We start from the raw sequence: 14,533 nt of genomic DNA, 5'->3' as shown, positions 1-14,533 counted from the left end.
AATTACGAAGTTGGGGCAGCGCGAGCCGAAAGATTTGATGTAGCGGAATACAGTTTATGAGTCTGAAATCGGACAGTGAATCATGCACACGTTATTTTATTTCACCCAATGATAGAGTAGATATTACTTTCGTAGGTCGCTCTGACCTGCCCACCCCAGTTGTGCGTGTACGTATCGATGANGTCGNNNGCGACGTCNCCNCGNAGGTANTTCACNACNCCGCGGTCNCCNGTGCGNTCNCGGAGNTGCGTCGTGAAGAAGTGCCGGAAGTAGTGCGGAGTTACGTTGTCAGCGGCGTCGCCGCCGGATTCATACCAGCCGGCCTCCCGAGCGTGGTCGGTGACGACGTTGCGAACGGCGCGAGGCGTGAGTCGCTGGCCCCATTCGCCCGACGTGTAGACGAACAGCGGGTCCGCTGGCGAATTACTGTCCGGTCGAATCGCCAGCCAGCGTTTGAGAACGGCTTTCAGCTCATCGTCGACGGGGATAACCGTCGCCCGCTTGCGTTTATTCGAAGCACTGCGCTCCTCGCCGTTGTGGACACTCCCGAAGGCTGGTTCGCTGTCGACGTACAGCGAGTCCGGTCGCGTCTCAATCTGTGGCCGCGGATCAGCGTCGAAAGCGGCCTGTATTTCGCTGTCCTCAAGTGCCAGATCCCGGAGATCGAGGTTACAGAGCTCGCCGACCCGCATCCCGGTTTTCAACAGCGTAACGATCAGCGCGCGGTCCAGCGGGTGATTGATCCCCGCCACAAACGTCCGCATGCGGTCGATGCCGATCTCCCGACGGTCGGGATCCTTGTCAATTGTTTCGTCCATCTCTTCGACGACGAGTGTCATCGGATTGGCCTCAAAGACGCCGACTTGCGTCATATACGCGTAGAACCGATGGAGGTAGGCGGCGTAGCTGGCGACCGTGCTGTCGGTGACGCTGCCGCGAAGGCTGTGAATCCACGCCATACAGTCGCGGTGGGTTGCATCGGCCGGAGCCACGGGTTCGCCGGTGGCGTTGCGGGCTGGATCGGCCAGAAAATCCTCGAACTGACGGAGGACGCGCCCGTAGGCGTCTCGCGTGCGTTCGGTTTTGCCGTGGTACGTGAGGTCTTCGAGGAAGTAGTCGATCGGGTCCTCCGGCTGCTCGGTCGGTGTCATGCTCATTGGTCGATTGTGGTGTAGCCGCCGTTGCGGCCGCTGTACTGAATCCGGTTCTGTCGTTGGAGGGCTTCGAGACAGGATTCGAGTCGGTCTTCGAAGTCAGATGATAGCGATTTGACCAATTCGTCCCACGAGAGCGCGTCGTTCGATTCGAGTGCATCGAGGACCTGGCTTTCGAGGTCGTCACCCCCTGGGTCAGTGGTCGGAGAATCGGGTTCGACGGGGTTCTCCGTTTCGAGGGTGAAATCCTTCCGACCGGCTTGGACCATCGTTCTGATGAACTCCGCCTGAGTCATGCCGAGATCGGCAGCGTGATTTTTCCATTCGGTTTTTTGGTGCGAGGGGACGTAGGTAACGACGCTCGTTCGGTCGGTTTCGGTGTCGGCAGCCATGTTCAGTGATGTTGTTGGTAGCTACTTTAATCTAATTACACTACAGGTGATAAGGAACTTTATGCTCTAACCTAGAACTATATTTACGGCAATTATGCCAGTATCTGAAATACATAAGAAAATAGTACTAGCAAAAGAGACGAAAACATTTTGTCCGGATTGGTCGCCGATCTGATTTTAACCGATCTCCACCATGTCTCTGATCTGCGCGTAGCTGTTAGTATTGCAACAATAGGGGATTTTGACCGTAGCCATAACATATCACTGGATCAAGTGATTATTCTCTCTGTGGCGAGTTTCACTGAACAGCGACGGACCGACGGCTTCGGTTCCCACTGAGATGCAACGTCGAACGTATCTGCTTGGCTGTACGGCAGGGCTTGCATCGTTAGCCGGTTGTTCGGCCGAAGACCAGGAGTTGCCTGGCCCTATTCCGGACGAGAGCGAGGAATTATTAGGTCCAATTAGCCCCGATCTCACTGTTTCTAGTACGAAGAACTCTCAGGGTCGGATCAAGGAACTCGCCGCCAGTGGCAACGAGTATACCGTTGAGGTAGAAAACGAGGGCATCAGCGGGACTGTCCTAGTCGAACTGTACTTCCGAGCTGACGGCGTGACGAGCTCTTCGCCCGCAGCAACCCAGGAAACGTATCTCGACAGCGGAGCCCGCACTGAACTCACGCTTACAGCCGACCGCCCACGGTGGGCGAAGGAATACGGGTTCGAAACACGTGGCACGCGCTTCGTGGCCAACGTTCGAAACACTGGAAAAAAGGCCGAGGTGAATGTGATGTTGGTTGATATCCCCGGCGGCACCACCGTCGCCGAAAAAACGGTTCACATCGGTGCCGACGAAACGACATTAGTCGAGTTCCACACGGACCACGAGTTCACGAACGAGTACGAAATCAGAGCGGTGTTAGCGGAAGCGTAGTGCTTTGAGGTGGCAACCGTCGGTTTTAGCTGTCAATGTAGCGTTGTGCCACGTTATTCGTGTTAATTTTCCATAACATCGTTGGCGACGCTGCGACACATAAATCGTATGCTGATATACAAATTCTATCGGTAAGTCTCCGAAATATCGAGGCAATTTTACCCAACTATCCCGGCTCGCGGAACGCCTTTCTATCCGCGTCAGCAACCGCCTTGTATGGAGATTCGCGGCCAGCGCGCCTGCCAAGCCTGCGAGACGGAGTGGTCGTACTTCGAGACCGGCAGCATCGCGTGTCCGAACTGTGGCTCGCTCCGGAGCGTCGGCCGCGACGAGGAGCGTTGCCTCCACACCGACGCCTCCGCAGCCCTCCCGCTGGAGGAGTTCCGCGGTCGCGTGGCCGAAGAGCCAGTCAACGCCTACGCCGACGAGCTCGAATCAGCACTCCGAGAGTATACGCGCAAACGCGGCTTCATCAACGGTGGCGACCTCCGCGATCTCGACGAAACGTATCTCACAGCCCGAACCCTGCTGCACACGGTCGATTTGCTGGCTCGCAGTCGAGAGGTGACTGCCGACGAGGAAATCTACCTGCTCACGCTATACCGGACCCTCGCCGACGAGCAGTCGCCAGCCGACAGCGACGGACGAGCCACAGAAGAAGTGCCGGACTCGCTGCAGGAAGCATGGGGGTCGGCAGCCACCGACGCCGTGGGAGCCTACACCAGCGATCTCCGGACGTGGCTCGACGCGCATCCGGACAGCGAGGCCACCCAAACCCTGGGGCGACTGCGCGAACACGTCAAACGCGTCGAAGCCCTACAGGGTGCGGTCGACCCCGAAACGGCGACGGCACTCGTTGAGACCGCACAAGCGATCGGCCGCTCGCTCCGAACCGACGATCCCGAAGCCGCTACCGACGCGCTCGCGGCTGCGAGGGATCGACTCTCCCAACTAGAGTAACACGGATCCTCGCAATTGGAGTAACACGGGTCGAACGAGCGGCCACAATAGCAAAGGGCACCTCGTTCCTTGCGCCAGTATGGCCGAGCCGTTCGATATCCACGATCATCGCCATCAGATGAAACAGTTGAAGGAGAGCAGCGACAGCGGCCTCTACGACAACCGCGACGACGTAGATTGCCCGGTATGCGCTGACACTTTCAATCGCCTGTTCATCCTCCGCAGTCACGAACAACAGTTTCCGGAAAACGATGGCGCGCGCTTCTGCCTCCTGAATCAAGATGACGGTGTCTACCTATTTCGCCACTAACGCGAGCTATGGTAGCTCGATGTCGATGTCGTGCTGTTCGCTCGCCGCTTTGACCGTATTGTAGAGCAACATCGCCCGCGTCATCGGGCCGACGCCGCCGGGGACGGGCGTGATCGCGCCCGCGACGGATTCGGCACTCTCGTAGTCCACGTCGCCGACGAGTTCGTAGCCCTTCTCGGTGTCAGCGTCGACGCGGTTGACACCCACATCGATGACGGTCGCGCCCTCCTTGAGCATCGAACCATCGATGAACTCGGGGACGCCCGCCGCGGCGACGACGATATCGGCGTCACTCGTATTCGCTGCGAGGTCGTCAGTTCGGGAGTGACAAACCGTCGTCGTCGCGTTACCGAGCGGAGCTTTCTGAATGAGCAAATTGGCAAGCGGCTTGCCGACGATATCCGAGCGGCCAACCACGACCGCGTCGGCACCCTCAGTTTCGACCTCGTAGGCTTCCAAGAGCTTCTGGACGCCGTGGGGCGTACAGGGTTTGAATCGTGCGTCGCCGGCGACGAGGCGGCCGACGTTTTCGGGGTGGAAGCCGTCAACGTCCTTCGCGGGATCGATCGCGCGAATGACCTTGCGTTTGGCGACGTGATCGGGGACCGGCAGTTGGACGAGAATGCCGTTGACTTCGGGGTCGTTGTTGAGGTCGTCGATCGTCTCGAACAGTTCCTCGGCAGGTGCGTCGGGGTCGANNTCGACGTGGATGCCNTNGATGCCGACCTCCTCGCAGTCNNGCTGTTTCATCGAGACGTACGTCTCGCTNGCGGGGTCGTCGCTCATCAGCACGGTTGCCAGGCCGGGCGTTACACCCTCGGCTTCGAGGGTTTCCACACAGTCGGTGATCTCAGCCCGGATATCGCTGGCAACGGCGTTGCCGTCGATGATTTCGGTCATTACGCGAGACACGGCGGGCAGTCGGCAAAAGGATTCGGAAGCGAACGGGTGGAAAACGTTTTCACCGATTCGAATATTACAATGATAACACAATGAGCACACTCAACGTCAAAATACCGGATGAGATGGAGACGGACATACAGGAGTTCCTTGAGGAGCACCCACACTACCTGAACAAGAGCGAACTCGTCCGGGACGCCGTTCGGCATCTGATCGAGCCACCGCAGCTATCGGAACAGGCCCGAGAGGACGTTCGCGTGAGTCGTGAGGAAATCGAGAACGGTGACACCGTCGCGCTTGACGAACTCGAATGACTGAGGTGCTGCTCTCCGAGACCGCACGGGATCGACTCGCCGATCTCGAAGCGGACGTTCGGGGCGAATCAAGGACGCCCTCCATGAGATAAATCCGGACCGTGATCTCTCGCGGCTCTCGGGAGATGACGTGTACAAACTCCGAGTCGGCGACTATCGTGCCATCGCCGACTGGGATCGCCAACAGGACAACGTATACGTCCTGACTGTCGGTCACCGTCGAAACATCTACGACCGCGGCTGGTAGGAGAAAGAACGTCTACTCTTTGTACAGCGGGTGGGCCGCACAGAGCTCGTCGACTCGCTCGCTAACCTCGTCGATGACGCTCTCGTCGTCGTGGTTGTCGACGACGCGATAGATGAGATCGCCGACTTCGGCGGTCGCGTCTTCATCGAATCCGCGGGTCGTCAGGCCGGGCGTACCGGCGCGGATCCCGCTGGGGTTGAACGGCGAGCGCGTCTCGCCCGGGACGGTGTTGGCGTTGAGGACGATCCCGGCGTCGGCCAGCGCGTCCTCAGCATCGCCGCCCGGTAGGTCCGGGTGGGATTCCCGAAGATCGACCAGCACGAGGTGCGTGTCGGTGCCGCCGGAGACGACTTCGAAGCCGTGGTCGGCAAACGTCTCGGCCAACACGTCGGCGTTGTCGACGACTTGTTGGGCGTAATCTTCGAACTCCGGCTGGAGAGCTTCCTTGAANCCGACGGCCTTGCCGGCGATGTTGTGCATNANCGGNCCGCCCTGTNCNCCGGGGAANACGGCNNNGTCGATGTCGTCNGCGTGCTCCTCGNNNGTCATGANGATNCCGCCACGNCCCGCNCGGATNGTNTTGTGNGTCGANCCNGTGACGAAGTCGGCGACGCCGACCGGCGANNGGTGGACGCCCGCNGCGACGAGNCCNGTGATGTGAGCGATGTCGGCGAGGTGGTAGGCCCCCACGTCCTCGGCGACCTCCTGGATCGTCTCCCACTCGACCTCACGCGGGTACGCGGAGTATCCCGAGACGATCATATCCGGTTCGAACTCCGCGGCCATCTCGGCGAGGCCGTCATAATCGATGTAACCCGTTTCAGGGTTGACCTTGTACTGCTCGACGTCGTAGAACTGACCGACGAAGTTCGCCGGGTGGCCGTGGCTGAGGTGGCCGCCGTGGGTCAGATCCAAGGAGAGGATTTTGTCGCCGGGTTCGAGCGTGGCAAAGTAGACTGACTGGTTCGCTTGGGTGCCCGAGTGGGGCTGGACGTTGACGTGTTCGGCCCCCCANAGNTCCTTNGCGCGNTNGATGGCNANCNNNTCGATNTCGTCGGCGTACTCACAGCCGGCGTAGTANCGNTTNCCCGGATANCCNTCNGCGTACTTGTTNGTCAGCGCGCTGCCCTGCGCTTCAAGCACGGCCTTGCTGACGTGGTTCTCGCTGGCGATCATTGCCAACGTGTCCTCCTGTCTGTCGTCCTCGCCAGCAAGGGCGTCAGCGACCGCGGGATCGACCGCACGTACCTGCTCGTAGTCCATAATCGAAACGCGGCCCGTCATGCCAATAAGTGGTTCGTTACGCCCTCAGTACCCGGGTAGGACGGGGATTTACCGATCGGCTGCGGGGCTTAATTTAGCGACGAGACCTGTAATCACCTTGTGATGATCCCGATAATATTATGTGCGAGACTGTGAATTATACTAGGTATCATGGCGTCGAATTTACTCGAAGAGGACGTAACGAGCGTACTCAGGACGACCGTCGAGCGGTCGACCGAGGAGTTGTGGCTTGTCGATCCGACCCGCCGCACTATCGAAGCCGCCGTTGATGTCGCCACCGCGTTCGACGGCTCGCTGCCGACGATCCGGCTGCTCGCCGAGGAGGCCGCCCTGAAGGCGACCTTCGAGGACTTCCTCGTCGCCAGCCGGACGGCCGACCTGATCGAGGGCGGCACGCTCTCGATCCGGACACTCACCGACGGGGCCGCGAACTCGCTTGTCGTCGCCGACGACGCTGTCTTCGCGCTCGTGACGGCCGGCGACCGCGTGGCCGCGCTGACCAGTGACGACAGCGCGTTCGTCGACGATACCAAATCAGCCTACGGCGACCGCTGGGAGGCCGCCGAGACCTTTCAGCTCCGCACGCCCCCTATCAGTCGCGTCCGCGAGACCCTCGCCGGCGACATCGGTGAGGCAGCCCGCGAGGATTTCGACGCCGTCCTCAACTCGCTGGAGGCCAACGGTGACGACGAGTTGGATGAGGTCACCATCTCACTGCTAATCGCTGCCCGCAACCAAGTGTTGCTCTACGATATCTCGAAATGGGGCGAAGACGTCGGCATTGCGAGCAAAGCCACCTTCTCACGGACGAAGACCAAACTCGAAGACACCGGCCTGATCACGACCGAAAAGGTCCCCATCGATGTCGGCCGCCCACGACTCCGCCTCCAACTCGCCGACGAGCGGTTGGCCGACGCTGCGCCCGGTGACTTCGGCCGCGTCGTCGACGAGATTCACGGCTGAGCCGACCCCGGCGGGCTTTTTATTCGGGCGACCGCAGCCCACGATATGGAACTCGGCCTACTCGGCAGCGGTCCGGCCGCCGATGCTATCGCCGCCGCCTGTGCGGACATCGATCTCACTGTCAGCCGCTTGGAGCCGACTGACGGGGCCCTCTCGGAGACGCCTGCAATCGGTGCCGTCGTTGCCCCGGCCGGCGCGTCGATCTTTGCGGCCGCCAACGACGCCTTCGATCGGTGGGTCGCCGTCGAGATCGGCGGCCTCGGCGGGTACGTCCTCGACGAAATCGATGCCAGCGTCTCACTGTTTTCGCCCGACTCGGCGTGTTTTCACTGCCTGCGGACGCGCGTCGCCGCCCATCGTGACACAGCATCCGGAACACCGGCGTCCGAAACCGAACCGAGCGGCAACCGAAGTCGGGTTCGGCTGGCGGGCGCGGTCGCTGGCAACCGCCTCGTCTCGCTGTTGACTGGCGACAGCGAGGGCGGCGAAATCACTGAACTGCCGGGACCGGATCGCACACTGCTGCCCGTTCCGCACTGCGATTGTGACCCTGACGATCGGCCGGATCGCCCCCTATCGCTGGAACACCGCGAGGTCAGCGTCGACGACTCACTGTCCCGAGCCGAACGGGCTGTTGACAATCGACTCGGACCCATCGCGGCTGTCGGCGAACGCGAGTCGTTCCCGGTCCCCTACTACATCGCCGAGATTGGCGACACGACGGGGTTCAGCGACACGGCCGCCGCGTCGCTCGCCGCGGGTGTCGACCCCGACTGGGATCGCGCCTATATGAAAGCGATCGGCGAAGGGTTGGAGCGGTACAGCGCGGGTGTCTACCGCACCGCGGACGCGACGATGGGCTCCGAGCGGACGCTCTCGAACCCCGTGTCGCCGACGCGGTTCGTTCGCCCGGACAGCTACGAACAGCCCGATCCCGAAGATCGAATCCAGTGGATCGACGGCCGAAGATTGCCAGACGGCGAGCGTGTCTCGCTGCCGGCGGAGTTCGTCCAGTTCCCGCCGGCGACACAACGATACCGGCCGGCGATCACGACGGGCCTCGGCCTCGGCAACTCTACAATTGAAGCGATTCTCTCGGGGCTCTACGAGGCCATCGAGCGCGACGCGACGATGCTGGCGTGGTACTCGACGTTCGAGCCGCTCGGCCTCGGGGTCGACGACGAGAACGTCACCGAACTCACCAAGCGAGCGCGTGCGGAATCACTGACGGTGACGCCGCTGTTGGTGACACAAGATGTCGACGTTCCGGTGGTCGCCGTTGCCGTCCACCGCGAGGACGAATGGCCGCAGTTCGCGGTCGGCTCAGCGGCGAATCTCGACCCGCTGTCGGCTGCCCGGTCGGCTCTCGCTGAAGCCCTGCAAAACTGGATGGAGTTGCGGGCGATGGGGCCCGAGGAAGCCGCCGAACAAGGTGGAGCGATCGCTGAGTACGCGGATCTCCCGGCGGCTGCACAGGCCTTTGTCGACCCCGACAGCCGAATCCCCGCCGATTCGCTTGGCAACCCCGATCTCGCCGGCCGCGATGAACTCGATGCTGTCTGCGATCGGCTCGCCGAGGTCGATCTCGATGCCTACGCTGCCCGAGTGACGACGCAGGATGTCGCCCAACTCGGCTTCGAGGCCGTTCGCGTGCTAGTGCCGTCGGCCCAACCGCTGTTTACTGGCGAACCGTTCTTCGGTGAGCGCGCCCGCGAGGTGCCACGGTCGATGGGCTTCGAGCCCCGCCTCGACCGCGAGTATCATCCCTATCCCTGAGCCGTGCGTCGCCTATTCCTGCGTGTCATCGGTCGCATCCGTGGTCGCCGGCGACTCGTCCATCTCGGGGTGGACACCGCCGGAATCGGCATCGGGGACACGCGGATCCCCGTCCGTCTCGTGCATTGGGAGTTGTGACTTACTCGTCTCATCGAAGACCAACTGTCGGTGCGGGTAGGCCATCTCGGCGGTCGCGTCGGCGTCGGCGAACCGCTTGCGGATCTCAGTACGGACGCCGGATTCGACGGTGAGGAGGTTGTAGGGCTTGGTAACCCAGAAGCGAAGCCGCAACAGGACACCGTTGTCACCGTAGTCGGCGATGTAACAACGCGGGGCTGCAGGATAGCGGGCACTGCCGATCCGGATATCCGGACCGCCTTTGATCACGGTTTCGGTGTCTCTACAGGCAGCCTCCATCAGTCGTCGAGCCTCCGAAATATCCGACTCGTAGGTCACGAGCACGTCCACCGAGAGGCGGGTGCGTTCGTCCTCCGCGGAGTAGTTTGTCACGTCTCGCTCGCGGATGTTGCCGTTCGGAATCACCAGAAACGTGTTGTCGAGCGTGAAGATCTTCGTGTAGCGGATCGTGATATCGTCAACGAAGCCGCGGGTTCCCTCGTCCAGTTCGATCATATCACCGATCTCGTAGGGCTGGTCAGCGAGTACGAAAACACCGTTGAGCACGTTACCGACGATCGGCGCGAGAATGATCCCGACGACCGCCGAGAAGACGGTCACCGAGAGCACGATATTGCTGAGTTGCAGGCCGACAAGCGATCCCGCAACGACGAGCGTCATGACGACCGTCAGCCCACGTATCCCACCCAGCACGGTTTGGGCGACCGACTGCCGGTCGAAGCGGCGGGCGATCGGGCGACCCAACAGCCGAACCAGCAGGTTCGACAACGACACCCCAACCGCAACGACGAGCAGCGCGGCGACGATGCGGTAGCCGGGGAACTGGAGCCACGCCGGCAGCAAGCCGGCGACTTCCGGGGCGGGCTCCTCGACCACCTGCAAGAGTCCGGACGAGACCATTGGGTTGGAGTCGCCGGCAGCGCGAAAAAACCTTATCCTCGATCTCACCCATTGGCCAGTCCGATAGTAGCCAAAACTAAATATCGGATTATGAAACAATGTGCAACTCGGCTTGGAGTAAATTACATACGGCTTGGGAGCCGACCACACCATATGGCAGATGACCTGCGTGCGACACTGGAAGGTGTCGGCGAGCGGTTCAACCTCGGCGAGTACGAAATCGATGCCTACCTCGCCGTGCTCGAACACGGTGAACTCACCGCCAGCGAGATCGCCGATCGAACCGATATCCCCCAGCCGCGGGTCTACGATACGGTCCGCAGCCTCTCGGATCGCTCGCTTGTCGAACTCAGAGAATCCAGACCGATGCAGGTCGTCGCCGTTGATCCCGAAGACTCCTTCGGCGACCTCCAGACCTCCTTTACCGAGATGGTCGACGAACTCGCCGCCCGATATACGGCCCCTGCCCGCGACACCGAGGCCGTCTCGCTGGTCAAATCGCGGTCGACGATCATCCGCCACATAACGGAAGCCATCGAGTCCGCGGAGTTCGAACTCGTGTTGTCGTTGACGCCGGAGCTGTTGGAGCGGTTCACGGACGAACTCAGCGAGCAGATCGACAACGGCGTCAGCATCGAGTTGCTGGTGACGCCGGCCAGCCAAGCCCCTGATCCAGAACGCTTCGATTACCAGTCGGTGGCGACGACGGCTCGTGCGCGTGAGGGGATCACGACCCCGGTGTTGGCGGTCGCCGACGGCGAGTACTCGATTTACGCGACGCAGGACGCCCTCCGGGACGACCGCGATCGCTACGGCGTCATCTTCAGCCGGTCGGCCCTCGGGTTTCTCGTCGCTGGCTTCTTCGGGACCGTGCTGTGGACGACCGCCGAAACGTTGTCAACGACGACCGAAGAGCGACCGTTCCCGCGGCGATATGCCTCGATCCGCCGGGCAGTCAAGGACATCCGCGAGCTCGGCGGCGAGTTCTACGCGACCGTTGAAGGCAGAGAGACCGATACTGGCGAGCCGGTCGTCATCGAGGGCCGTGTCGCCGACGTGGAGTTCCGCGAGGACGAACAGGTCGCCTCGCTGATCGTCGAGACCGACTCGGGACAGGTCACTGTCGGCGGGCTCGTCGCTGCCTACGAAGCCGTCGAAGGGCAGGCGATCCACATCGGTCGGGTGTCGCCGCCGGACGTGTGAGTGGGAACAGGAGTTTCAGTACGCGTTTCTGATCTCAGTCGCTGCTCGTCTCGCTGTCGGCCTCGATATCGTCGAGCGTGTCGTCAACGTTACCGAAGTTGAACCGCTTGGACTGATAGAGGTGGATGATCGACGACCCGAGATAGACCACGAGGAACAGGACCGCAACGAGTTCCATCGTGACAACGTCCGGCAGCAAGCCGAGATACGTGAAGCTGAAAATGATCCCGCCGATGACTGTCAACCCGAGGTAGTACTCCGGCCACGGAATCGTCTCCTCGGGGACGATTTCGAGATAGATATCGAGGTTGCGCGCCTTCGCCGTCGTCGATAGCCGATCGCCGTTGACCGCGATCAGGCCGGCGTCAGTCAGCTTCGAGAGATGGTGCTGTTGAATCGAGGTGTAGACGCGTTTCCGCTCCGCGGAGGTGACTTCCGCGATGGGTTTGTCGTACTCCCATGCGGCGACCTGTTCGGCCACGTCGGACAGCGTCGTCTCGCCGTCGGCTTGGTTGCAGGCGTACAGCACGTACCGGCGGCGATGGCTGCTCAACACGCTGAACAGCGTATTTTTGCTCTCCTGTGATCCCGGTGAAATACTGGAACTCATGGTTGCAAGCCGTTGGCTGTTCGAAGCAACTCGGGATTGCGGTTTAATATTGCGGGATTCATGCGGAATCGCCCTTGGTCCCACCGGCCTCCGCTGCAAGCTGTCGACAGCGATCCATCGGGTACTCCACACCGTAGGCCTCGGTGATGTACGCTTTGACCGCCTCGGCGGTCCACGAATCGGCCTCACGGCCGGCCGCCTCGGGCGATGACTGGAGTGTTTGATGGAGTTCCATGAACTCCGCATCCGAAAGCAGGTCCGGCTCGGTGAACGCATTCCCACCCCAGTCGGAATCATCAGTCGCCGTCTCGTCGTCCCAGTCGGTGTCGTCGGTCACCGTTTCGTCGTCCCACGAGTCACTGCTTTCTTGTGATGTATCAGTATTCGTCGTCGCGGCGGTGCTCTCAGATTCCGCTGGGTCGGTGTCGACGTCAAGTGGATCACTATCGGTCGCCGCCTGCTCGGTTTCGTCCGCGGACGAATCCGCATCACTGGTAGTGAACTCGTCGTCATCGACACTACCCCACACGAATCCGCTATCGTCGCCTTCGTTGTCTCCGGTCGTTTCGTCGCTATCGACGCTTTGTCCGTCGATTCCTTCGAGGAGTTGCTGACACTGATCTATCGGGTATTCCACATCGTATGTATCGACGATGTACGCTTGGACCGTCTCGGCTGTCCACGAGTCGGCCTCAAGACCGAGTTTCGACGGCTCGACTTTGAGCGTCTGGTTCATTTCGGCGAGTTCCGTCTCCGAGAGCAGTTCGTCCTCATCGAGCTCGCCTGCCGCTCCCGGTTTATTCGCGGCTGAGGCTGTCTCGGTTTCGCTCACAGCGGTCCGCTCGTCGCGGATGCTTCCAAGCAGTTTGACACACCGATTTAGCGGATACTCGGTATCATAGGTGGCAACGATATACCGCTGGAGCACCTGCGGCGTCCATGAGTCGGCGTCGATGCCGGCGGCTGCTGGCGGCTTCTGTAGCTGTTCGCGCACGTCGGCGCGGTCCGCCTCGCTCAGAAGATCGGCCCCTGAAACGTTGCCACCGGTCGGCGAGCCGGTCGGCTGGGGTCCGTCGGTTGATCGGCCGGGGTTGTCGGTTCGCGCGGGCGGCGACGCTTTCTCTCTTTTCGACCGCGAGCGAGCCGATCGCCCGGTCGACCCACGCTTGCCGTCGGATGGTTTCGGCCCGGATCGCGTGTTCGGCAGCAGCACCGCCGGCAACATCCGACGGATCTCGTCGCCGAGATCCAACTCGCGGTTGCGCGAACGGAACCGCAAGCGGTCGGTGCCAACGGTCCCGATGAAGACTGCAACGACGAGACCGCCGACAACGAGGTTGATCGCCGCGATAGCGAGGACGGGATGTACTGCGTGTAGCGAGGCGATCAGCGACGGCGGCAACACGACCAAATAGCGGTACTCGCGGACGAACCGCAGGTAACTCCCCGTCTGGTCGGGCGCCTGCATCGTGATAGATGTCTCTACGGTGGAGCGTCTCGGGAGGTATGTTTGGGGTTGATTGATCGTCACGCCGTCGCTGGCCGGCTCCAAAAACACCAACATCGGCAGGTACCCGCTGTTCCGCATCGCGTACGTCACGTCGCTCGTGCCGCCGACTTCGATAATCTGCTCATTGTCGCTCGGTGACTCCGAACTCAGGATTTCGTACTGATAGACGCCGGACGGCAGCAACATCGTCATGTTCACCGGGATGATGACGACGAGCGTGAGCACCGCGATCACGACGACCGCGTTCTGGAAGACGCTGCCCCGCGCGCGGCTTCGCTCGTGACGGTCCCGCGAACTCGTGACGGTTCCGTACACGAACAGGATCAGCCCGGCGATCATCGCCCACGTCGACAGCGTCGTCACCTCGGTATCGATCCCGATCGGTTGGAGGACCGTCTCCTGAAACAGCGTGCCGACCGATCTGACCGCGCCGACCGACGCACCCAACCCCGGAATGACGACCATGTCGCCGCCGACCTGGAGGGCGACCGCGCGGATCTGTCCGTCCGAAACCGGCGGTTCGTCGCTGGACTGATCGGTAAACGGGTTGGCGTCTCCCTTCGTGATATAGCCCTGGTCGGTGATCGCCTCGACGCGGTGCGTCGTCAACCCACCCCCGCCGAGATTCTGCGCATCGAAGAGGATCACGTCGCCGACCTCGGGTTCGCCGGCGACGATGGCTGGCACCGCGAGATAGCCGTCGTTTGGCTCCAGCGTCGGAGCCATGCTGCCCGTCTCGACGAAGACGACCGCCGGCTGGCCCAGTAGCTGCGTGACGAGCAGCAGGAGGATCAGGCTGATAATGACGCCGGCGACGACGTACTGGAAGAGATCGGACGGTTTCATTGTGCTATGCTCGGACGAGGGGATCTACCTGTCCGAACGAAAGGCGACGGAGCCACATAGCGTTTGGTGCCCTGATAGCGGGCAGGCGGCAG

At 61.5% G+C, this 14,533-nt stretch carries 15 protein-coding genes; 8 read left to right on the top strand and 7 right to left on the bottom strand.

Going from position 1 to position 14,533, the window contains the following annotated elements; all coding sequences use genetic code 11:
• Positions 1–101: 101 nt before the first annotated feature.
• A complete protein-coding gene (locus tag EGH24_RS06265; protein ID WP_142979394.1) occupies positions 102–1,151 on the bottom strand; it encodes a tyrosine-type recombinase/integrase in 1,050 nt (349 codons plus the stop codon).
• Positions 1,152–1,153: 2 nt separating this feature from the next.
• Positions 1,154–1,546: a DUF5805 domain-containing protein gene (locus tag EGH24_RS06260; RefSeq protein WP_142979295.1), complete on the bottom strand. Its 393-nt coding sequence runs from the start codon at positions 1,544–1,546 to the stop codon at positions 1,154–1,156.
• A gap of 340 nt (positions 1,547–1,886) precedes the next feature.
• Between EGH24_RS06260 and EGH24_RS06255 the strand changes: the two genes are divergently transcribed.
• The 3 genes from EGH24_RS06255 (at position 1,887) to EGH24_RS06245 (ending at position 3,750) form a co-directional block, all read left to right on the top strand.
• Positions 1,887–2,480, top strand: a complete 594-nt coding sequence (locus EGH24_RS06255) for a hypothetical protein (protein ID WP_142979294.1) — start codon at positions 1,887–1,889, stop codon at positions 2,478–2,480.
• Between the two features lie 216 nt (positions 2,481–2,696).
• Positions 2,697–3,440, top strand: a complete 744-nt coding sequence (locus EGH24_RS06250) for a DUF7117 family protein (RefSeq protein ID WP_142979293.1) — start codon at positions 2,697–2,699, stop codon at positions 3,438–3,440.
• 79 nt (positions 3,441–3,519) lie between these two features.
• Entirely contained in the window at positions 3,520–3,750 is a 231-nt protein-coding gene (locus tag EGH24_RS06245) for a DUF7385 family protein (RefSeq protein ID WP_142979292.1), read from the top strand.
• Between the two features lie 6 nt (positions 3,751–3,756).
• Here the strand turns inward: EGH24_RS06245 and EGH24_RS06240 are convergent, their stop codons facing one another.
• Entirely contained in the window at positions 3,757–4,650 is an 894-nt protein-coding gene (locus EGH24_RS06240) for a bifunctional methylenetetrahydrofolate dehydrogenase/methenyltetrahydrofolate cyclohydrolase (protein ID WP_142979291.1), read from the bottom strand.
• Between the two features lie 92 nt (positions 4,651–4,742).
• Between EGH24_RS06240 and EGH24_RS06235 the strand changes: the two genes are divergently transcribed.
• Positions 4,743–4,964, top strand: coding sequence for a ribbon-helix-helix domain-containing protein (locus tag EGH24_RS06235; protein ID WP_142979290.1), 222 nt, complete (start codon positions 4,743–4,745; stop codon positions 4,962–4,964).
• A gap of 67 nt (positions 4,965–5,031) precedes the next feature.
• Positions 5,032–5,211, top strand: a complete 180-nt coding sequence (locus EGH24_RS06230) for a type II toxin-antitoxin system RelE family toxin (RefSeq protein WP_142979289.1) — start codon at positions 5,032–5,034, stop codon at positions 5,209–5,211.
• A gap of 12 nt (positions 5,212–5,223) precedes the next feature.
• Here the strand turns inward: EGH24_RS06230 and glyA are convergent, their stop codons facing one another.
• Positions 5,224–6,474 carry a serine hydroxymethyltransferase gene (glyA, locus tag EGH24_RS06225; RefSeq protein WP_142979288.1) on the bottom strand — a complete coding sequence of 417 codons (1,251 nt, stop codon included), beginning with the start codon at positions 6,472–6,474 and terminating at the stop codon, positions 5,224–5,226.
• A gap of 171 nt (positions 6,475–6,645) precedes the next feature.
• On the opposite strand from glyA, the gene tbsP reads away from it, so the two are divergent.
• Together tbsP and EGH24_RS06215 are read left to right on the top strand one after the other, a co-directional pair.
• On the top strand, positions 6,646–7,458 hold the full coding sequence (gene tbsP, locus EGH24_RS06220) for a transcriptional regulator TbsP (RefSeq protein ID WP_142979287.1): 813 nt from the start codon (positions 6,646–6,648) through the stop codon (positions 7,456–7,458).
• 45 nt (positions 7,459–7,503) lie between these two features.
• A complete protein-coding gene (locus tag EGH24_RS06215; protein WP_142979286.1) occupies positions 7,504–9,234 on the top strand; it encodes a YcaO-like family protein in 1,731 nt (576 codons plus the stop codon).
• 12 nt (positions 9,235–9,246) lie between these two features.
• Here EGH24_RS06215 and EGH24_RS06210 read toward each other — a convergent pair whose 3' ends face one another.
• Positions 9,247–10,272 (bottom strand): mechanosensitive ion channel family protein, encoded by a 1,026-nt coding sequence (locus EGH24_RS06210; RefSeq protein WP_142979285.1) that lies wholly within the window; start codon positions 10,270–10,272, stop codon positions 9,247–9,249.
• A gap of 153 nt (positions 10,273–10,425) precedes the next feature.
• On the opposite strand from EGH24_RS06210, the gene trmB reads away from it, so the two are divergent.
• Positions 10,426–11,475, top strand: a complete 1,050-nt coding sequence (gene trmB / locus EGH24_RS06205; RefSeq protein WP_142979284.1) for an HTH-type sugar sensing transcriptional regulator TrmB — start codon at positions 10,426–10,428, stop codon at positions 11,473–11,475.
• A gap of 34 nt (positions 11,476–11,509) precedes the next feature.
• Here the strand turns inward: trmB and EGH24_RS06200 are convergent, their stop codons facing one another.
• Positions 11,510–12,085 carry a DUF7344 domain-containing protein gene (locus EGH24_RS06200; protein WP_142979283.1) on the bottom strand — a complete coding sequence of 192 codons (576 nt, stop codon included), beginning with the start codon at positions 12,083–12,085 and terminating at the stop codon, positions 11,510–11,512.
• Positions 12,086–12,143: 58 nt separating this feature from the next.
• Positions 12,144–14,441 carry a S26 family signal peptidase gene (locus tag EGH24_RS06195; RefSeq protein WP_142979282.1) on the bottom strand — a complete coding sequence of 766 codons (2,298 nt, stop codon included), beginning with the start codon at positions 14,439–14,441 and terminating at the stop codon, positions 12,144–12,146.
• Positions 14,442–14,533: the final 92 nt, after the last annotated feature.

Source organism: Halonotius terrestris (assembly GCF_006861665.1).
Classification (GTDB): domain Archaea; phylum Halobacteriota; class Halobacteria; order Halobacteriales; family Haloferacaceae; genus Halonotius; species Halonotius terrestris.
This window is presented reverse-complemented; position numbering and strand designations above follow the sequence as displayed.